16 protein-coding genes and 1 pseudogene are annotated in these 19,422 nt (G+C 67.7%); 12 read left to right on the top strand and 5 right to left on the bottom strand.

What is annotated here, in order from left to right:
- Positions 1–166 precede the first annotated feature (166 nt).
- The 3 genes from AC067N_RS11845 to AC067N_RS11835 all read left to right on the top strand — a co-directional run bounded on the left by AC067N_RS11845 (position 167) and on the right by AC067N_RS11835 (position 4,920).
- Positions 167–1,918: an outer membrane protein assembly factor BamB family protein gene (locus AC067N_RS11845; protein WP_478678740.1), complete on the top strand. Its 1,752-nt coding sequence runs from the start codon at positions 167–169 to the stop codon at positions 1,916–1,918.
- A 79-nt stretch (positions 1,919–1,997) separates the two neighbouring features.
- Positions 1,998–3,953: an outer membrane protein assembly factor BamB family protein gene (locus AC067N_RS11840; protein ID WP_478678739.1), complete on the top strand. Its 1,956-nt coding sequence runs from the start codon at positions 1,998–2,000 to the stop codon at positions 3,951–3,953.
- 271 nt (positions 3,954–4,224) lie between these two features.
- Positions 4,225–4,920 (top strand): helix-turn-helix transcriptional regulator, encoded by a 696-nt coding sequence (locus AC067N_RS11835; RefSeq protein ID WP_478678738.1) that lies wholly within the window; start codon positions 4,225–4,227, stop codon positions 4,918–4,920.
- 52 nt (positions 4,921–4,972) lie between these two features.
- On the opposite strand, the gene AC067N_RS11830 is transcribed toward AC067N_RS11835, so the two are convergent.
- The 5 genes and pseudogenes from AC067N_RS11830 to AC067N_RS11810 all read right to left on the bottom strand — a co-directional run.
- Complete coding sequence (locus tag AC067N_RS11830; protein ID WP_478678737.1) at positions 4,973–6,199, bottom strand: serine hydrolase domain-containing protein; 1,227 nt, start codon at positions 6,197–6,199, stop codon at positions 4,973–4,975.
- Between the two features lie 55 nt (positions 6,200–6,254).
- A complete protein-coding gene (locus AC067N_RS11825) occupies positions 6,255–6,455 on the bottom strand; it encodes a DUF397 domain-containing protein (protein WP_478678736.1) in 201 nt (66 codons plus the stop codon).
- A gap of 18 nt (positions 6,456–6,473) precedes the next feature.
- Entirely contained in the window at positions 6,474–6,686 is a 213-nt protein-coding gene (locus AC067N_RS11820) for a DUF397 domain-containing protein (RefSeq protein ID WP_478678735.1), read from the bottom strand.
- Between the two features lie 18 nt (positions 6,687–6,704).
- On the bottom strand, positions 6,705–6,911 hold the full coding sequence (locus tag AC067N_RS11815) for a DUF397 domain-containing protein (protein WP_478678734.1): 207 nt from the start codon (positions 6,909–6,911) through the stop codon (positions 6,705–6,707).
- 5 nt (positions 6,912–6,916) lie between these two features.
- Positions 6,917–7,018: pseudogene (locus AC067N_RS11810) on the bottom strand (transcriptional regulator); the annotation flags it as partial.
- 104 nt (positions 7,019–7,122) lie between these two features.
- Between AC067N_RS11810 and AC067N_RS11805 the strand changes: the two are divergent.
- The 9 genes from AC067N_RS11805 (at position 7,123) to AC067N_RS11765 (ending at position 19,330) form a co-directional block, all read left to right on the top strand.
- Positions 7,123–8,034 (top strand): hypothetical protein, encoded by a 912-nt coding sequence (locus tag AC067N_RS11805; protein WP_478678733.1) that lies wholly within the window; start codon positions 7,123–7,125, stop codon positions 8,032–8,034.
- Between the two features lie 647 nt (positions 8,035–8,681).
- The gene (gene galT, locus AC067N_RS11800) at positions 8,682–9,743 is read left to right on the top strand and encodes a galactose-1-phosphate uridylyltransferase (RefSeq protein ID WP_478678732.1); all 1,062 of its coding nucleotides are present in this window, start codon (positions 8,682–8,684) and stop codon (positions 9,741–9,743) included.
- A complete protein-coding gene (galE, locus tag AC067N_RS11795; RefSeq protein WP_478678731.1) occupies positions 9,740–10,702 on the top strand; it encodes a UDP-glucose 4-epimerase GalE in 963 nt (320 codons plus the stop codon). The genes galT and galE overlap by 4 nt, the downstream gene beginning before the upstream one ends.
- Positions 10,703–10,942: 240 nt before the next feature.
- Complete coding sequence (gene galK, locus AC067N_RS11790) at positions 10,943–12,124, top strand: galactokinase (RefSeq protein ID WP_478678730.1); 1,182 nt, start codon at positions 10,943–10,945, stop codon at positions 12,122–12,124.
- Positions 12,125–12,381: 257 nt separating this feature from the next.
- Positions 12,382–12,936 carry a hypothetical protein gene (locus AC067N_RS11785; protein ID WP_478678729.1) on the top strand — a complete coding sequence of 185 codons (555 nt, stop codon included), beginning with the start codon at positions 12,382–12,384 and terminating at the stop codon, positions 12,934–12,936.
- A 1,541-nt stretch (positions 12,937–14,477) separates the two neighbouring features.
- A complete protein-coding gene (gene mycP / locus AC067N_RS11780) occupies positions 14,478–15,725 on the top strand; it encodes a type VII secretion-associated serine protease mycosin (RefSeq protein ID WP_478678728.1) in 1,248 nt (415 codons plus the stop codon).
- Between the two features lie 145 nt (positions 15,726–15,870).
- Complete coding sequence (locus AC067N_RS11775) at positions 15,871–16,269, top strand: hypothetical protein (RefSeq protein ID WP_478678727.1); 399 nt, start codon at positions 15,871–15,873, stop codon at positions 16,267–16,269.
- 52 nt (positions 16,270–16,321) lie between these two features.
- The gene (locus tag AC067N_RS11770; RefSeq protein WP_478678726.1) at positions 16,322–18,367 is read left to right on the top strand and encodes a hypothetical protein; all 2,046 of its coding nucleotides are present in this window, start codon (positions 16,322–16,324) and stop codon (positions 18,365–18,367) included.
- Positions 18,368–19,063: 696 nt separating this feature from the next.
- On the top strand, positions 19,064–19,330 hold the full coding sequence (locus AC067N_RS11765; RefSeq protein WP_478678725.1) for a hypothetical protein: 267 nt from the start codon (positions 19,064–19,066) through the stop codon (positions 19,328–19,330).
- Positions 19,331–19,422 lie beyond the last annotated feature (92 nt).

Genomic DNA, 19,422 nt, shown 5'->3' with positions numbered 1-19,422 from the left:
TAACGGAGGCATCACGGGCCGGTCCTCCCTTGGGAACAGGGGATCGACCGGCCCCGTCCGTTGTCGTATCGCAGTGATAGAAAGAGCCGACTGGAAACAGTCTGAGAAGCGACACCACGCGTGACGACGGGTGGCTCGAAAGCAGCGAACAGGGGGAAACGCGCTGATGACTCAGCCACCCAACCAGCCGTCCCAGGGCGGCTTCGGAGCACCGCAGAACCCCGGACCGCAGCAGCCGTACGGCTATCCGCAGACACCCCCGCCGCAGGGCCCTCCCGCGCCGAGCCCGGGTTACGGCTACCCGCAGCAACCGCCCGCGCAGCCGGGCCCCTACGCCCAGCAGCCGGGCCCGTACGCGCAGCAGCCAGGGCCCTACACCCCGCCGCCGCAGCCCGGTTACGGCTACCCGCAGGGGCAGTACCCGGGCGGGCCCACCCCGCCGTCGGGCGGCGGCTCCAAGAACCCCTTCAAGGGCAGGCCGGCACTGGCGGTCGGCGCGGCGGTGGCCGCGCTCCTCGTCATCGGCGGCTCGGTGTTCGCGGTGACGAGCCTCGGTGACGACGGCGGCAAGAAGGAACCGGTCGCCAAGGAGAGCGAGAGCAAGGGCGCCGACGACCCCAAGGCCTCCTCCTCGCCGTCCGCACCCGTCAACCCGGGCGACGGCAGCGGCGGCGGTGGCGAGGACCTCGACATCTCCGACCTCAACGAGGCCCGCAAGGCGGGCGAGGCGAAGGTGCTCTGGTACAAGAGCGCGCCGGACGCGCCCGGTTCGGGTGCGGACGCCCCCGGCCTGTGGGTGACCGACAAGGTCGCCGTGAAGGCCGCGTACAAGCAGCTCTTCGCGTTCGACGTCGAGAGCGGCGACCCGGCCTGGGACCCCATCGAGTTCAAGGGCAAGATCTGCACCGTCACCCCCGAGCCGACCGCCGACGGCCACATCGTGGTCGCCGCCAAGCGCGGCAGCGCGAACGACTCCGAGTGCGACCAGCTCCAGCAGATCGACCTGAACACCGGGAAGAAGGGCTGGTCCGCCGAGCTGGAGCAGGGCGCCCTGTTCGACAGCAACATCAGCGTCGGTCTGTCCGTCACCGGTGACACGCTGATGGTGGGCCGCTCGCAGTCCGGCACCGCGTACAACATCGACACCGGCAAGAAGCTGTGGGACAAGAAGGACTACGGCCAGTCCTGCTACCCGGCAGGCTTCGCGGGCGGCGCCCGCCTGGTCGCCGTCTCCTCCTGCGCGGTCACCACCGACAAGGAGCACGACGAGGTCCAGGAGCTCGACCCGAAGACCGGCAAGGCCAAGTGGACGCGGAAGATCCCCAAGGGCTGGCGGGTCGACCACGTGTACTCGCTGAACCCGCTCGTCCTCTACCTCACCAACGAGGACGAGAACAAGTGGAACATCTCCGCTCTCGGGGCCGACGGCTCCACCCGCTCGCAGGCCGACCTCAAGGGCTCCTTCAAGCCCGACTGCGACACCGGGATCCTCTCCCGCAACCTCCGGGGCTGCTCGGGCGTCGCGGCCGACGCGAACACCCTGTACCTGCCGACCGAGGCGAAGAACGGCGCGAACGAGATCGTCGCGGTGAACCTCTCCACCGGCAAGGAGAAGTGGCGGGTCAAGTCCCCCGCGGCCGCGGCCATGTCGGCCGTGAAGATCGAGAACTCCAGGCTGATCGCGTACGTGGAGTCGACGTACGGGGGCGACGGCGGGCAGATCGTGTCGATCCCCACCACCGGCTCCCAGCCCAAGGCGACGAAGCTCCTGCAGATGCCGGACAGCGCCGCGAAGATCGAGAGCTCCTTCTACGCGAAGGCCATCGACTACGTGGACGGGCGCTTCTACATCTCCACCACCAGGCTGACGGGTGTGGACGAGTCGAAGGAGAAGTTGATGCTGGCCTACGGCAAGTGACGCCGGGACCGCCGTCCCGGTCGACCTCTTCCTTCCTCTCCCACCCGTCCTCCGATATCCGCTCCGAGGTATTCACGTCATGACGCAGCCGCCGCCCCCGCCGAACCAGCCGCCGCAGCCCCCGGCCGAGTCCCCGGCCCAGCCCCCGGCCGAGTCCCCGGCCCAGCCCCCGGCCGAGTCCCCGCAGGACACCCCGCCGCAGGGCGGTTTCGGCGCGCCCACGCCCCCGCCGGCCGGCGGGTTCGGCGCCCCGACGCCCCCGCCGCCGCCCGCGCAGGGCGCCGGCTACGGCTACCCGCAGCAGGCCCCGCCCGCGGCCCCGCCGCAGACGCCGCCACCCGCGCAGGGCCCCGGCTACGGCTACCCGCAGACGCCTCCGCCGCAGCCCGGCTACGGCTACCCGGGCCAGCCGGGCCCGTACGGGCAGCAGCAGCCCGGCCCGTACGGCCAGCAGCCCTATGGCCAGCAGCCCTACGGCCAGCCCGGTCAGCCGTACGGCTACCAGCCGCCGACCATGGCGATGCACCCGCACGCCCCCGGCGGCAAGAAGAAGGTCAACTCCACGGCGATCATCATCACCGCGGCGGTCGCGGCCATCGCCCTCATCGTCGGCGCCGGTGTCCTTTACGCCACCTCCAAGGGCGGTGACGACGACAGGAAGAACACCGCCAGCTCCGAGGGGACGACCGGCGGCAAGGACGACCCGAAGGGCACCGACGGCGGCACGTCGTCGTCCGGCGGCTCGTCGTCCGGCGGTGTGGAGATCCCGGCCGAGGCGCAGGAGAAGGTGCCCTCCAGCACCAGTGCCAAAGTCCTCTTCCAGGTGCCGGCGCACGAGATCAAGGACAAGGGCCAGATCGACAGCGTCAAGGGGTCCTGGCTCACCGGCAAGACGTACGCCAAGGCCGGTCTGAACAAGATCGTCGGCTATGAGCCGGACAGCGGAAAGGCCAAGTGGACGCTGGACCTGCCCGGCCAGACCTGCGCGAGCTCCCGTGAGATCACCACGGAGGGCATCGGCGTCGTGGTGACCGAGGAGGCCAAGCGCAGCAAGGCGGACGAGCGTCCGGCGTGCACCCAGGTCATCGCGTTCAACGTCGACACCGGCAAGGAGATCTGGACCAAGAGCGCCGACGTCAGCGGCAGCAAGGTCCCGTTCGGCGAGGTCACCATCTCCGGGACGACCGTCGCCGCGGCCGGCGGCTACTCCGGCGGCGCGGCCTTCGACGTCAACTCCGGCAAGGTGCTGTGGTCGCCGAAGGTCGGCGAGTGCACGGACGAGGGCTACGCGGGCGGCGCCCAGCTGGTCGCGGTCCGCAAGTGCGGCGACTACGGCGAGGAGACCTTCGAGATCCAGCTGCTCGACCCGAAGTCGGGCAGCGTCAAGTGGACGTACAAGCTGCCCTCTGGCATCGACCGCGCCAAGATCATCTCCACCAAGCCGGTGGTGTTCGGCGTGGTGACCGGCAGCGACGTGCCGCTGACCGGCACCAGCGACATCTTCTCGCTCGACGACAAGGGCAAGCTGCGCGCCAAGATCTCCATCCCGGACAAGAAGTACAACTACGACTGCCCGGTCCGCGGCGTCTGGGCCTGCAAGGGCATCTACGTCGGCAACGACAAGGTGTACATGCCGACCGAGAACCACGACGGCACCGGCTCCTACAGCAGGACCAACGAGATCGTCTCCTTCTCGCTGGCCACCGGTAAGTCCACCGGCGACCGCGTGGACGCGGGCGACGACTACGAGCTGTTCCCGATCCGCATGGACGGCCCGAACATCATCGCCTACAAGGACGGCCCGTACGACAAGGGCGCCCAGGTCGTCTCCATCGACGGCAAGACGCTCAAGCAGACCACCCTCATCGAGACCCCGTCGTCCGAGTCGGTCCTCCGCGCGATCAGCGCCATGGTGCCGACGCTGAGCGAGATGCTCTACACCGACGGACGGTTCTTCATCGGCAAGGACCTGGTCAGCAAGCCGTACGACGAGGATGAAAAGGAGTACACGGCGCTCGGTTTCGGGGCGAAGTAACCCCACGCGCCCCCTGGGTCCCGCACGACGGCCCCGTCCCTGGTCAGGGGCGGGGCCGTGCACGTATACGGCATCACTCCCGAAGGGGAGGGATACCGGTAATCCGGGGCACTTCTCTCCGGTAGGGGGAGCGCAACCTCGAACAAGCGTGTAGCTTCCGGGGGCATGAGAGCGGGGGAGCAGACGGCGGAGTCGGGGGGCTTCTGTCCGTGAGGCCCGGTGGGCGGCCATAGTTGGCAACCACTGGGGGGACTGGGGGGTGGCTGGCTCGATGGGAGTTCGGCTCATGGTGGTCGACGACCACCGACTGCTCGCCGAGGCGCTGGCCTCGGCGTTGAAGCTGCGGGGGCACCGGGTGCTCGCCGCGGCGGCACCCGCCGCGGGCGCGGCGGAACTGGTGATCACACGGGCACCCGAGGTGTGCCTGCTCGGCACGGCGACACCCGCCGAGCCGGGGATCTTCGACCCGGTGGTCAGGATCAAGCGGGAGCGTCCGCAGGTGGCCGTCCTGGTGCTCGGCCCGGTGCCCAGCCCGCGCGGCATCGCCGCCGCGTTCGCCGCGGGCGCCTCGGGCTACGTACGGCACGACGAACGCATAGAGGGCGTCGAGCGGGCCATCATGAAGGCCCGCGCAGGGGAGGCGGCGGTGGCGCCGCAACTGCTCCAGAGCGCGTTCAGCGAACTGCTGAACCCGGCGGCCCAGCCGGACGACGAGGGCCAGCGCCTGCTCCAGATGCTGACCCCGCGTGAGGTGGAGGTCCTGGTCCGCGTCGCGGAGGGCGAGGACACGAGGCTGATCGCGGCGGGCATGGGCATCGCCCCGTCGACGGCCCGCACCCACGTCCAGCGGGTCCTGATGAAGCTGGGCGTGGGATCGAGACTGGAGGCGGCGGCCCTGGCCGCGCGGACCGGGTTGCTGGACAGGGCGGGACCGGTGACGGGGACGGCGCCGGGGGCGGAGGAGTAGGCAGGCCGGAGGACGGGCGTGGCCCGCCCCGACGGCTCCGTGTCCCTGCCGTCTACCGGGGCCGGGCGCAGACCGCGTGGTCGACCAGGTCGGTGATGGCGCGGATCTGACGAACGGCGGTCGCCTCGTCGGCGGGCCGGCTGTGCACGGCTACGGTCACCGAGACCCGGCCGTCCCCGGTGGTCGAGGGCCACGCCAGATAGCCGAAGCCGCTGCCGCTGTGGCCCCAGTAGCCGCCGCCGCAGCTCAGCGGCGTCCAGGCCAGCCCCAGCCCGTACCGCGAGCCCGGCACCTCGCCGGGGGTGTCGGGCACGGCGACCGTGCGACGCATCTCGGCGAGCTGGGCGGGGGCGAGGAGGCGGCCGCCCAGGAGCGCGGAGAAGAAGCGGTTGGTGTCGGCCGCGGTGCTGATGATCGACCCGTCGGCGTCCCCGTCGAAGGGGAGGTAGGCGAGGGTGGTGTCGGTGAGGGAACCGGGGCTTGCGGCTGATGCCGACCCGCCTCCCGTTTCCGCCGCCTCGAACTGCTGGTAGTTCCGCGCGTGGGGGCGGGGGAGACGGGGGTCGTAGCCCGGCGCGTACGTCCGGGTGAGCCGCAGCGGGCGCACGATCCGCTCCACGACCTCCTGGTCCCAGCCCCGGCCGGTGACCGCCTCGATCACCATCCCGGCCAGGATGTAGTTGGTGTTGGAGTACTCCCAGCGGGCGCCCGGCGCGAAGACGGGCGGATGCGTCATGGCGAAGGCCACGCGCTCCCGGGAGGTGTAGGTCGTGGAACGGTGCTCGAGGTACCCGGCGGCGCTCAGGTCCGGGACGACGTCCGCGATGTAGTCCGGCAGACCGCTGGTGTGCTGGAGCAGCTGGCGGACGGTGATGCGCCGCCCGTCGTTGCCGTTGCCGCGGACGACGCCGGGAAGCCACCGGTCCACGGAGTCCTCCAGGGACAGCCGCCCCTCACCGACGAGTTGCAGGACGACGGTCGCGACATACGTCTTGGTGGTGCTGCCGATCCGGATGTACTCGGCGGGCGGTACGGGCGCCCCCGTCGTCAGGTCCCCCACGCCGCTCCGGGCGGTCCGTGCGCCACGGGGCGAGTCCACCCGGACGGACACCCCGGTGACGCCGCTGTCCCGCACGGCGTCGGCGTCGCGTTGCAGGGGGTCGGCTGCGGCGTGGGCGGGGGAGAGGGTGCCGAGGAGGGCGAGGGCGAGGAGGGCCGCCACGGCGGCACCGGTGCGCCGGGCTGGGCGGAGGAGGATGAAGGGTGTGGGGGTAGACATGGCCCCACCGTAGGAAGCAGCACGTCAGCCCCACCATCCAGCGAGCCCCCGCGTGTCACCGGGGGTTTCCCGCAGCGGCCCGCCTTAGGTGGAGGAGGAGACCGGCGAGGGGGGCGGGGGTGGTGCGGAGGTGGGTGGCGGGGGTGGCGGACTCGCGGAGACGTATGCATCCGGGGACGGCGGCCAGTTCGACGCACGCGTTGCCCTCGGCGCCCCCGGAGAAGGTGGACTTCTGCCAGAGCGGGGCCTGAGCCATGAAGCGTTCCATGCTTCCTCAGCGGGCCGTCACATGGCGTCGGCCGGCCTTTATGTGCAGGAGGAGGCCGGCGAGGGGAGTGGGGGTCGTGCGGAGCTGGGTGGTCGGGGTGTCGGATTCCCGGAGTCGGATGTCGTGTATGGCGTCCGGGTCAGTGGCCAGTTCCACGCAGTCGTTGCCGTCGCCGAAGCCTGAGAACGAGGACTTCTGCCAGAGCGGGGCCCGAGTCATGAAGTGCTCCATGCTGCTTCAGAGGGCCGTCACACGCCGACGGCCCGCCTTTATATGGAGGAGGAGGCCGGCGAGGGAGGCGGGGGTGGTGCGAAGGTGAGTGGAGGGGGAGTCGGACTCGCGGAGACGTATGCATCCGGGGACGGCGGCCAGTTCGACACAGGTGTCCCCTTCACCGCCGCCGGAGTACGTGGACTTCTGCCAGAGCGGGGCCTGATCCGGCACGCTTCTCACAGCTCCTTCGCCAAACGGTGGATGAAATCCCGTGACGCTGTGGGTTCCAGCGACGCTTCCCTCACCTTACGAAAGAGCATTCGGAGTTGCTTCAGCCGTCCTCCCGGTTCGGGCAGTCGGGCAAATACGTGTGGTGCGAACTGCCGTGTGACCTGGCCGCCGCATGACTCGTTGATCAGCCGAACGAAAGGAGGGAGAGCCGATGGTCAGCTCGTCGCACGAGGCACTGCACCGGATCTTCCAGAAGGACCCCGCGTTACTCACCCGCACCCTGCAAAGGGTGTTGCACGTGCCCTTCCCCGAGCCGCGCGAGTTCGCCGCCATGAACGTCGACCTCACGGAGATCGAGCCGGTCGAGCGGCGCGTGGACACTCTGCTGCGGGCGGAGACCGACGGGGGGACGTACCTCCTGGTCGTCGAGTCGCAGGGCAAGAAGGACGAGGACAAGAGGCGCAGCTGGCCGTACTACCTCAGTTACCTGTACGCGAAGTACCGGTGCGACCCGGTGCTCATCGTGATCACCCAGAACGCCGCGACGGCCCGCTGGGCGGGGGAGCCCATCCATCTGGGTGTGCGCGGCTGCCCTTCGCTGACGGTACGACCCCTGGTGCTGGGCCCTGACAACGTCCCGGTGATCGCGGACGAGTGGACGGCCAAGCAGGACCCGGCTCTCGCGGCGCTCTCGGCGATGACACATGGCAGGGGCGCCCAGGCTGCGGCCATACTGGAATCCCTGGTAGCCGCCCTGCGGAGCATCGACGCGGAAAGCGCCGCGGTCTTCGTGCAGTTCGTCGACTCATGCCTGGTGGATCCCCAGGCGCGGAAGCTGTGGAGGGACTTGATGACGGAGATGCAGTACTTCTGGCGACACCCGCTGGCCGAGCAGACGCGGGAGGAAGGCCGGGAGGAAGGCCGGGAGGAAGGCCGGGAGCAGGGTCGGATCCTGGGCCGAGCCGAGATGATCATCGAGGTTCTCGAATGGCGGGGCATTCCGGTCCCGGACACGGTCCGTGAGCGAGTCACCTCCTGCACGGACCGCGCGCAGCTCAAGGTCTGGGGGGAACGGGCGCTCCACGTGGCCGAGGCCGAGGACCTCTTCCGTGCCGGAACCTGACGCCGGCAAGGCTGTCGGCGCGCCGTTCTGCGGATGCTCGAGTGGCGCGGGATTCCGGCGACGCCCGCCCTTCGCTCACGGGTCGAGTTCCGTAGTCCGGGGGAACTGCTCCTCACCTGGCTGACCCGGGCGTCCGTGGCGCGCACCGCGGCCGAGGTCGTCCGCGCCGATCAGCCCGCACCGCGTCCGCCTGCTCGGGCCCGGCCCGAGCAGGCTGCCCCCCGGGGGACCTCATGGCAGAGCGCCGGGGGAGAGGCCGCCGAGTGTGACGCACGCCAGGACGACGAACCCGGCCACCACGATCGGCACCCGCGATCAGGATGCTGCCAAGCCGAACAGAATCGAGCTGAGCCGACGACCGCCCCTGTCTTAGGGCGGAAACAAGGGACTCGGTAGGCCGAGGCTCGCTCTCGCCGACCTCCGGGGCGGCGAGCCCGGCGCCGAGGAACACGGCGAAACTCCCCATACGCAGCCCACTTGGATCCCAGGCTCCAGCGATCTTCGTTTCTGGTGATCTTTGTTTAATTGTGATGGTGACGAGCGTGGGTACTTGTGCTTTGATGTGTTCGGTTCTGTTTGGTGAGCTCGATGACGTGATGGCTTGATCGCTTGATCGCTCGATTGCGGGTACGGATGGGGAGTCCGGCGTGAAGAAGACCTCGACCCGGCTGGCCGACGGTCGTGAGCTGATCTACTACGACCTGCGCGACGACACCGTGCGCGACGCGGTGGACAAGCGGCCCCTGGAGCGCACCGTCACCACCTCACAGGTGCGCCGGGACCCGCTGCTCGGCGACTCCGTCGCGATCGCCTCGCACCGGCAGGGCCGCACCTACCACCCGCCGGCCGACGAATGCCCCCTCTGCCCCTCCCAGGGCGACCGGCTCAGCGAGATACCCGACTCCTCCTACGACGTCGTCGTGTTCGAGAACCGCTTCCCGTCGCTGGCCGGCGACTCCGGCCGCTGTGAGGTCGTCTGCTTCACCTCGGACCACAACGCGTCCTTCGCCGACCTCGGCGAGGAGCAGGCCCGCCTCGTCCTGGAGGCCTGGACCGACCGCACCGCGGAGCTGTCGCATCTCCCCTCCGTCGAGCAGGTCTTCTGCTTCGAGAACCGCGGCGCGGAGATCGGTGTGACCCTCGGCCACCCCCACGGGCAGATCTACGCCTACCCCTTCACCACCCCCCGGACCGCCCTGATGCTGCGCTCGCTCGCGGCCCACAAGGACGCCACCGGCGGGGAGAACCTCTTCGACGCCGTACTGGAGAGCGAACTGGCCGGTGACCGGATCGTGCTCCAGACCGAGCACTGGGTGGCGTTCGTGCCGTACGCGGCACACTGGCCGTACGAGGTCCACCTCTACCCCCGCCGCCGCGTGCCGGACCTCCTGGCGCTCGGCGAGGAAGCGCGCACAGAGTTCTCCCAGGTCTACCTGGAACTCTTGAGGCGCTTCGACCGGATATTCGGCGAAGGTGAACCGCCCACGCCGTACATCGCCGCCTGGCACCAGGCACCGTTCGGCGCGCTGGAGGACTTCGAGGGCGTCAACCGCGACGATTTCGCGCTCCACCTCGAGCTTTTCACCATCCGCCGCACCTCCGGCAAGCTGAAGTTTCTCGCGGGTTCCGAATCCGGCATGAACGTGTTCATCAACGACGTGCCGCCGGAGCGCGCGGCCGAGCGACTGCGAGAGGTAGCGAGTTCATGAGCGGTAAGTACCTGGTCACGGGCGGTGCGGGTTACGTCGGCAGCGTGGTCGCCCAGCATCTGCTGGAGGCGGGCCACGAGGTCGTCGTCCTCGACAACCTCTCCACGGGCTTCCGCGAGGGCGTCCCCGCGGGCGCGTCCTTCATCGAGGGCGACATCCGCGACGCCGCGAAGTGGCTCGACGCCTCCTTCGACGCCGTGCTCCACTTCGCCGCGTTCTCGCAGGTCGGCGAGTCCGCCGTGAAGCCCGAGAAGTACTGGGACAACAACGTCGGCGGCACCATGGCCCTGCTCGGCGCGATGCGCGAGGCCGGCGTGCGCAAGCTCGTCTTCTCCTCGACCGCCGCCACGTACGGCGAGCCCGAGACCACCCCGATCGTGGAGTCCGCGCCGACCCGCCCGACGAGCCCCTACGGCGCGTCCAAGCTCGCGGTCGACCACATGATCACCGGCGAGGCCGCAGCCCACGGCCTGGGCGCGGTGTCGCTGCGCTACTTCAACGTGGCCGGCGCCTACGGCTCCTGCGGCGAACGCCACGACCCCGAGTCCCACCTGATCCCGCTGGTCCTCCAGGTCGCGCAGGGCCGCCGCGAGGCGATCTCCGTCTTCGGCGACGACTACCCCACCCCCGACGGCACCTGCATCCGCGACTACATCCACGTCGCGGACCTCGCCGAGGCGCACCTGCTCGCGCTGGACGCCGCGGTGGCCGGCGAACACCTGATCTGCAACCTGGGCAACGGCAACGGCTTCTCCGTCCGCGAGGTCATCGAGACCGTCCGCCAGGTGACCGGCCACCCCATCCCCGAGGTCGTCGCCCCCCGCCGCGCCGGCGACCCGGCGATCCTGGTCGCCTCCGCCGCCACGGCCCGCGACCGCCTCGGCTGGAACCCGTCCCGAGCGGACCTCGCGGGGATCGTGGCGGACGCGTGGGAGTTCGCGCGGCGGCAGGCGGGATGACACACGGCTCCGGCCCGGCGACCGGGGCCGGGGACGTACCGGTGAGGGCGGCGTGAGCCAGAGTCGTCGTCGTACCGGTGATGGTGTGGGCCAGAGTTGCCGTCGTACTGGTGATGGTGTGGGCCGGCGCGTCGGTCGATGGTTCGGCCGGCGCGTCGGTCGATGGTTCGGCCGGTGCCGCGGTCGGTAGGGTTCGGCCGGAATGCCGGCCGGTGGGCAAGGAAAGGTCAGGGTCAGGGCATGAGCGAGGCAGAGGCCGTAGAGGTCGGGGCCGAGGTCGCCGTCGCCGAGCGGTTCGAGGAGCTGTACGGGGCGGCGCCGGAGGGGGTGTGGGCGGCGCCGGGCCGGGTCAACCTGATCGGCGAGCACACCGACTACAACGACGGCTTCGTCATGCCCTTCGCCCTCCCGCACACCACCGTCGCCGCGGTCTCCCGCCGCACTGACGGCGTGCTGCGCCTGCACTCCTCCGACGTGGACGGCGGTGTGGTGGAGCTGGCGCTGGACGGCCTCACCCCCGAGACGGACCGCGGCTGGACGGCGTACCCGGCGGGCGTCGTCTGGGCCCTGCGCGAGGCCGGCCACACGGTGACCGGCGCGGACGTGCACCTGACGTCGACGGTCCCGGCGGGCGCGGGCCTGTCCTCGTCGGCAGCGCTGGAGGTCGTGGTGGCCCTGGCCCTCAACGACCTCTTCGGCCTCGGCCTGAAGGGCTGGCAGCTGGCCCGACTGTGCCAGCGCGCGGAGAACGTCTACGTGGGCGCTCCCACCGGCATCATGGACCAGACCGCCTCGGCCTGCTGCGAGCAGGGCCACGCCCTGTTCCTCGACACCCGCGACCTCTCCCAGAAGCAGATCCCCTTCGACCTCGCGGCCGAGGGCATGCAACTGCTGGTCGTCGACACCCAGGTCAAGCACTCCCACAGCGAGGGCGAGTACGGCAAGCGCCGCGCCGGCTGCGAGAAGGGCGCCGCCCTGCTGGGCGTGGACGCCCTGCGGGACGTGGCGTACGCCGAACTGGACGCGGCACTGGAGCGACTCGGCGACGAGGAGGAGGTCCGCCGCCTGGTCCGTCACGTCGTGACGGAGAACCACCGGGTGCAGCGCGTGATCGCGCTGCTGGAGGCGGGCGAGACGCGCGCGATCGGCCCCGTCCTGGTCGAGGGCCACGCCTCCCTGCGCGACGACTTCCGTATCTCCTGCCCCGAGCTGGACCTGGTCGTCGACACCGCGATCGCGGCGGGCGCGCTGGGCGCCCGCATGACGGGCGGCGGCTTCGGCGGCTCGGCGATCGTCCTGGTCGAGTCGACGGACGCGGACACGGTCACGAAGGCGGTCCAGGAGGCCTTCGCGGCGGCGGACTTCACGGCCCCGAGGGTGTTCGCGGCGGTCCCGTCGGCGGGGGCACGACGGGTGTCCTGATCCATCCTCCGCGGGCCGCGCCCCGCCGACGACGCGACCGAACCGGTACGCCGTCGGCGGGGCGCGGCCTCACGCGTGTTTCCCGCATTCCACCCGCGAACGCCGGCTGACGCTCTCAGCCATGTCGCTCACAGCCGTCCCCGCGCCCCACGCCTGAGTACGAACACGGATGCGCTCTGCTCGCCCCGGACACCACACTGTCACAGCAAATAGCTAAAGTGGTCGATGAGTTGCCGGTGCTACGGGGAAGGGCAGTGATGGCGGACGGCGGTTCGACGGACGGCGCGACGGGATCCTCGTGGGTGTCCGGCATCTTCGACACCGCACGCGACGCGGCCGCGGACGTGGCGACGGAGCTGACGTCGTTCACGGCGTTCAAGAAGCGCGTGGACCAACTGATCACCGACCTCAAGGCCTCGGACGCAGGCCCGGGCAAGGTGGGCCAGGAGCCGCTGGCCCGCGCCCAGTTCGGCGGCGGAAACGGCGAATGGGCCCAGGCGGCCGGCCTGTTCACCGCGTACGAGACAGTCATCACGGAGCTCGAGAACCTCTCCAAACTCCTCGCCGAATCCATGGAGGGCATGGGCATCGCCGTCATGGCGTCCCACAAGGGCTACCAGAACATCGACCTGGACATCCGCGACCGCATGGCCGCGATCAGCGCCGAGACGACGGAACACTACGGCGGCGTGTACGACCCCGGCCTGCCGGCGTCCCCCCAGGGCCCGGCCCGTGACGCGACGGCACCCGAACAGACCAAGCCCCAGACCCAGCCCCCGGCCGACGGTGGCGACGCGGGAGGCACGATCTGATGCCCGGCGGCAACCCTTTCGAGAACATGAGCCACGAGCGCATGCTGCAGTGGCTCGACCAGGCGAACAGCGGAACGGTCCAGGCGGCCGCCGACCGCCTGGCCAAGGCGGCCGAGGAGATCCACAAGATCGCCGAGGAACTCAAGGTCCGCCCCCAGTGGGTGGAGTGGAAGGGCGAGGGCGCCGACGCGTTCCGCACCTGGACCGCCGACCTCGCCAACTCCACGCTCCGCCTGGGCGACTTCAGCGAAAGCTCGGCGAAGTGGCTGGCCCAGGCCTCGGACGCGATCGCCCGAGCCCAGGCGGCGATCCCCCGCGACACGAAGGGCGCCGAGTCCAACCTCGTCGCGGCGGCGTCGGCCCCGAACGACCCGGACGCGGACAAGATCTCGTCCAAGTCGTCGAGTGAGCTCGCGGCACTGGCCGCCAACAAGGAGAAGGTCCGCCAGGAGGCCGCCGCCGAGATGATCAAACTCGGCCAGGCGTACGAGTTCTCAGCGGTACAGCTGAACGCGCTGGAAAGGCCTACGTTTCCGCCGCCGCCTGAGGCGTTCGTGCCGGACCGAACTGAAGACGTCCGTGGTGGCTCGGTTCAGGTCGGTTCCGGCACTTCCTCCGCGGGCGCCTCGTCGGTTGGCGAGACTGCCATCTCAGCTTCCCGTCAGAGTCGGGACACTACTTCTGATGTCCGGAGGTCGTTGGATACCCCTTCGCGTGAGCGTGTCGAGCCGCTGGAGCACGTGCCCCCGACTCGAATGGGTATCGACTCTGTGGAAACGCTTCTGCCAGAAAGGCAGACTACGGCGGGGCCTGTCAGCGGCCCGCAGAGCGCAGGGCGTCTGGACGGCACAGGACCCGCTCCCCAGACCGGTTTGATCCCCTCGATGCCCCGAGGCGGGCCGACTGCTCCTCCGACTAGCCCGCCGGCGCTGGGACGGCAAGGGGTACCTGGCCGCATGCCTCAATCGCCCAGCCCGCTGCCTCCTTCTCCCAGTCCGGCCCGAGTACCGGCGGGTACCGGAATCATCGGTGGTCGCCCGGTCGCTCCGCCCTTGGGCGGTCAGACAGGCGCGCTCCACCGCGGAACTGTGATCGGCGCACCGGGCTCGGCCGGTCGCGCCCCGCTCGGCCCGACGGTAGGGACGACGACTCCCATGGGGAGAGCAGCCGGTCAACAGGGACAGACGCCTGGCCGCCGACTTCCGTCACCGAGCGGTGGTGTCGTCGGGGGCACTACGCAGCGGACGGGCCGTGTGACGCCAGCTGCTGGGGGATCGGTGGGGTCGGGAAGCCATGGACCCGGCGCGACCACTTCTGGTGCGATGCGAGGCGGTGTTGCAGGCGGGGCATCCAGCGGCGCTCGCTCTGGTGAGACCAAGGGCACGGGGACTACTCGTACGCCCCGGCCGAGTTCCTCAACGAACACCGCAAGCAGGAGCGGGCAGCCACGCCGTTCGGCCGCCGAACAGGAGACTCAGCGACCGGGAACTGGCCGTAACGTGCCACCGGTCATCGACTGACGCTAGCCAGGAGCGGAGACAGTGAACCTCACGCGTACCACCAGCCTGCGACACGGACGCCACCGTGCCGCGATATCGGCGATTCTTGGCCTGCTGCTGGTAGGCGCTTCAGGTACTGCGGCGCACGCCCAGACGATCCGCGAGCAACAGTGGTTTCTCGACGCTATGAAAGCCGATCAGATGTGGCAGGTCAGCACTGGCGAAGGCATCACAGTCGCCATCGTCGACTCCGGAGTGGATTCGACCACTCCCGATCTGAAGGGGCAAGTTCTCCCAGGCAGGGACTTTGCCGAGGAACAGTCGGGTAACGAACACACCGACTACGACGGACACGGCACGGGAATGGCTGCCCTGATCGCCGGGACCGGAGCTTACGGTGGCGGAGCTGGAGCGTATGGACTCGCCCCTGGTGTGAAGATCCTCCCTATTCGCATGCCTAAGTCCGGCACGGCGGCGAGTCAGGCTGAGGGCAACAAGCGGTTCAACGAAATTGCTCCGAAGGCGATCAGATATGCCGCGGACGCGGGTGCCGAAGTCATCAACGTCTCCCTGGCGCGCACCGAGGGCTCTCCGCAGCTCACGGACGCGGTGAAGTATGCCTTGGACAAGGGATCGCTGATTTTCGCCGGTGTAGGCAATGACGGCGACGAGGCTAACCAGGTCATGTACCCAGCCGCCACGCCAGGCGTGGTGGGGGTCGCGGCTGTGGGTAGGGATCTCCACAGGACAGACGAGTCCCAATATGGCCCCCAGGTTGACGTGGCCGCGCCAGGCGAGGACATGGTCGCGGCCTGCAAAGGCGGAACAGGCTTCTGCAAGTCCCACGGCACCAGCGACGCCACAGCCATCGCCTCCGCCAGCGCCGCCCTCATCTGGTCCAAGCACCCCACCTGGACCAACAACCAAGTCCTCCGGGTCATGCTCAACACCATCGGCGCCCCCACCGACGGGGCCAAGCGCAACGACTCCATCGGGTACGGAATCGTCCGCCCGCGCATTGCCCTGCAGAACCCGGGAGACCCGGGCCCCGCCGACGAGTATCCGCTCCCCGACTTTGAAACTTCAGAGGCGGCCGCATCACCGTCAGAAAGCGCCTCCGTGTCCCAGGACGCAAAAGGGCGGACGGAAGACGGCGCTTCAGGAGCTGTCGACGCCTCCCAAGACGATGACATCGTCCTCTGGATTGCTGCAGGCATTGGTGCCAGCGCACTGATCGTCGGCTGCGTAACGGCAGTTGTCGTGATCAGACGTCGGCGCTCCTTCGTCTAAGCACAACCGCAGCTTGTTGGAACTGTCGTGATCAATTGTTCGCCTCTGCGGCACTGGGCGGCGAGGAGATGGAGGACGAGACAGAATGACAGGAGCGGCGGAACCATCCCAGACGCCGGATGGTGTGGCTGGAAAGTCCGTCAGTATGAGACTCAACGAGATCCCAGCTGATGGGGGAACTTCTACGGGCCCGAACATCACACCTGGCGGCCGGAAGGACTTCGCGTCTTCGCCAGCAGAGAAGAGGGCAGCAGCGAAAGCGATTGAGGACCATATCGAGCCCGACACCAGCCAGTCAGGCAGATGGGCAGACGATGAGACCACCTCTGCTGTCAAAGCCTTCGAGGCGAAGGATGGGGAGGGCTGGCTCACTTCGGCGGCTTTGAAGAGGGCGCACAAGACCTGGGGTGAGCAGGTCAAGAACCTCATGGATCGGCTCGGTTCGGAGAAGGAAGCGCTGCGCAGCACCAACTACCTGTTTCAGAGAACAGACATCTCCGTCGCGTACGGGGTCCAGCGATCGTCCTCGCTCGACCAGTACTGACCCCGAATCCCTTGAGCTGTACGAGGAAAACGTGCCGACATATCACGAGATCATGAGTACCGAACTGTCCACGCTCACTACTGCTGCCGACCGCTGGGAGGGCATGGCAGCGGAGTTCGCGAAGCGTGAGAAGGCGTACCAGCGTGACGTACACGGAATCTCGATGGGGAACACGTGGCAGGGGCTGAGCGCCCAGGTGGCGAATATGCGCTTCAACGTCACCCTCAAACAATTTCAGTACGCGCAAACGGAGGCCAAAGCGATTGCGTCGCTACTGCGCGACGCGCACGCTCAGTTCGTCGAGCTACGCGGCAGACTCAAGGCCGCATGTCAGGAAGCCATCGAAGCGGGCATGAAGGTCTCAGAGCAGGGAATCGTCAGCTTTGATACCGAGAAGATGACTGAGGCCGAGCACAGGGCAATGGTTCATGACCCCGGTTTCATGGATGCTGTGCACTCCTGGCAGGACCGCATCAACACGGCGGTGAAAAACGTGGCGGACGCAGATGCCGGCGTCCAGATCGCACTGCAAGCGGTCGTGATCGACTCGGACATCATCGCGGAGGGGAAAGGGTTCAACGGTCAGGCGAAGAGCGACGTCGAAGAATACGAGGCTGAGAAAGCAGATGAAATCCTCACAAAGATCAGCAAGGGGGAACATGTCTCGGCCGAGGACCTCGCAGAGCTCAAGCGGACACTTCGTGATAACAGTGATGACCGTGCTTATGCGCAGACCCTTCTGGATGGCCTGGGTGCCAAAGGCACGATCAAGACTACGAATGAGCTGAATGACCTTATCCACTTTCGCAGCAACGGCGATCCCACCGGTGCCTACGCGGCGATCGAGACCGGCTTGGCCAACACTCTTGCTACGGCGACCAAGGACACAAAGTCCGACTGGTACAAGGAGTGGCGTGCCGACATGCAGAAGGCCGGCGTTGAGAGCTATTCCACTGACGCTCAGGGTGCACGGCTCGACAAGGCCGTGGGTTATCAGTCGCTCGTCACTCTCATGCGGAAGGGCCACGGCTATGCGCCTGACGTTCTTGAGGACCTCGCCGACGACATGATCAAGGCAGAGAAGAGCCAGCCTGACATCTGGCAGTTGAAGCATGAGTACAGCGGTAAGGACGGTGGCTGGTTCGCCAACGACCCGGTGGATGGCGTGCTCGGCCTCATGAGCCACGATCCCGACACGGCAGCACGCTATCTGAGTTCCGACGACAACATGAAGTACCTGATGAAGGAGCGTGACTGGGAAGTCACTGTACATGAACATCAAGGCCCGACAGCTTCCCACTACTCGCCGGGCCTTGATGGAGATGACCGCGTTGGATTCGGTGCAGCCCTTCAGGCTGCAGCGACTGGCATCGACCCTTCCGACGATAAGGCTCACTACGTAGAGCATTCGCAGCAGAACACTAAGGTATTCAAATCGTGCATCGAGTACCTGGCCGATAGCGGCGATGCATACCCCGCGTCACTCAGAGAGCCCATGGCGAACATTCTTGTCAATCATGGGGAAAGTGTGCACGCAGCCATGAGTGAAGTCGACATGGACAAGGCTTCATTGGATCAGGCGCAATTGTTCGAAGTGGCGAAGCAGCTATCCAAAGACAAGGACGCGTATGGCATCCTCAATGGCGGACTGAACCAGGCGATGGTGGCCGACCTTCACGAGGGGGATTCAGGGTCTACCGAGTCCCTGATTCGATCCGGAAGGACAATCGGTTTCCTGGAGGAAGCGCGGGCTCAGGCGCAAGATGATCCCAAAGTTGCAGCGTTCGAAGCCCAGCCGGCCATTGGTAAGGGGCTGAGTTATATTCCAGTCGTGGGTGGAGACGTGCAGGAGGGCTTTGATTATGTGGTGGGTAAGTGGCTGGAAGATGAGCAAAAGAAGATCGATGAAAAAGCGGCTGACGAAAAAATTGCCAGCTACGAGAACCGGAACGGGCAACTGACGGCGCTCGCTGAAGAGTGGAGAAAAGTCCATGGCTCTGGTGGTGAGCCGGACTATGTCACCCAGGATCTAGCAGAGAAGTCGGCAGAGGCTGGAATCGATCGTGCTCGGGGTGTTTCTGGAAAGGCTGGCCAGTGAGGCGCACCCTCAAGTTTTCTCTTCCTCTGGTGCTGCTTGGGTGCACCGTTGTTACTTCCGTACTGTGGTTCAAAGGGGAAAGTAATCGTAACGAGAATCCCGAGTCGCTTTGTGGGACCAGAGTGAGTAGAGAAATCTCGAGTGCGATTTTGCCGACCGGTGGAGAAATTGTCGAGCGAAATAGAGTAGATCGAGACAAACCTAAGCCATCCTCATGGTGTGAGGTATTGGTAGATGGAGACCCGGCTCTTAGGTTTAGATTCGCGTGGCACTCGGATGCAATCGATCCACTTGAGGTGGCGGAATCTGTTAATTCCACCTCGAATCTTCACGCACCCAGAATGATCAACTTCAGATACAAGGCGGCCATTGGAAGCGATGGCGCAATTGCGACGGCTCCTTGCGGGACGAGAGCTGGTTCGTATTTTACACTCAGCCTTCTGCTCAAGAGTGAAAGTGTCGTGAGTGGTCCTCCTCGGAAAGAAATCGAGAATTTTATGCGGGCCTACTTTCCCGCTACAGTCAAGACGCTGAACTGCGCATGAAGAGGAGCCTCTGAGTAGCCGCTCCGCCGGGCATGTGGACATAACTGTCGGCGTCCCCCCAGGGCCCGGCCCGTGACGCGACGGCACCCGAACAGACCAAGCCCCAGACCCAGCCCCCGGCCGACGGTGGCGACGCGGGAGGCACGATCTGATGCCCGGCGGCAACCCTTTCGAGAACATGAGCCACGAGCGCATGCTGCAGTGGCTCGACCAGGCGAACAGCGGAACGGTCCAGGCGGCCGCCGACCGCCTGGCCAAGGCGGCCGAGGAGATCCACAAGATCGCCGAGGAACTCAAGGTCCGCCCCAGGGGCCGTTGCATGATCACGTTTCGTCTGGAGTGTCGTGCTGGCCCGTCCTTGGAGGGGACATCCCGGTTCGGGCAGGGGGCGGACGCAGCGCAGGCACGGTCTCAGTGATCATGTGAGTGTCGAAGTCCCATGAACACCTGGCGAGTCCGTGCCTGCTCCTGCATCTTCTCTCATGCCCACCGCGCTGGCCCAACTGGGCC

It is taken from the genome of Streptomyces sp. NPDC042364 (assembly GCF_056437585.1).
Note: the sequence above shows the minus strand (reverse complement) of the source record. Positions and strands in the feature narration are given on the sequence as shown.

Coding starts and splice junctions, on each gene's coding strand:
- AC067N_RS11805 (WP_478678733.1), top strand. CDS start 7,123: ATGGTCAGCTCGTCGCACGAGGCACTGCACCGGATCTTCCAGAAGGAC.
- AC067N_RS11840 (WP_478678739.1), top strand. CDS start 1,998: ATGACGCAGCCGCCGCCCCCGCCGAACCAGCCGCCGCAGCCCCCGGCC.
- AC067N_RS11765 (WP_478678725.1), top strand. CDS start 19,064: ATGCCCGGCGGCAACCCTTTCGAGAACATGAGCCACGAGCGCATGCTG.
- AC067N_RS11785 (WP_478678729.1), top strand. CDS start 12,382: ATGGCGGACGGCGGTTCGACGGACGGCGCGACGGGATCCTCGTGGGTG.
- AC067N_RS11770 (WP_478678726.1), top strand. CDS start 16,322: ATGAGTACCGAACTGTCCACGCTCACTACTGCTGCCGACCGCTGGGAG.
- AC067N_RS11845 (WP_478678740.1), top strand. CDS start 167: ATGACTCAGCCACCCAACCAGCCGTCCCAGGGCGGCTTCGGAGCACCG.
- galE (WP_478678731.1), top strand. CDS start 9,740: ATGAGCGGTAAGTACCTGGTCACGGGCGGTGCGGGTTACGTCGGCAGC.
- AC067N_RS11825 (WP_478678736.1), bottom strand. CDS start 6,455: ATGGCTCAGGCCCCGCTCTGGCAGAAGTCCACCTTCTCCGGGGGCGCC.
- AC067N_RS11835 (WP_478678738.1), top strand. CDS start 4,225: ATGGGAGTTCGGCTCATGGTGGTCGACGACCACCGACTGCTCGCCGAG.
- galK (WP_478678730.1), top strand. CDS start 10,943: ATGAGCGAGGCAGAGGCCGTAGAGGTCGGGGCCGAGGTCGCCGTCGCC.
- AC067N_RS11820 (WP_478678735.1), bottom strand. CDS start 6,686: ATGACTCGGGCCCCGCTCTGGCAGAAGTCCTCGTTCTCAGGCTTCGGC.
- AC067N_RS11775 (WP_478678727.1), top strand. CDS start 15,871: ATGAGACTCAACGAGATCCCAGCTGATGGGGGAACTTCTACGGGCCCG.
- AC067N_RS11830 (WP_478678737.1), bottom strand. CDS start 6,199: ATGTCTACCCCCACACCCTTCATCCTCCTCCGCCCAGCCCGGCGCACC.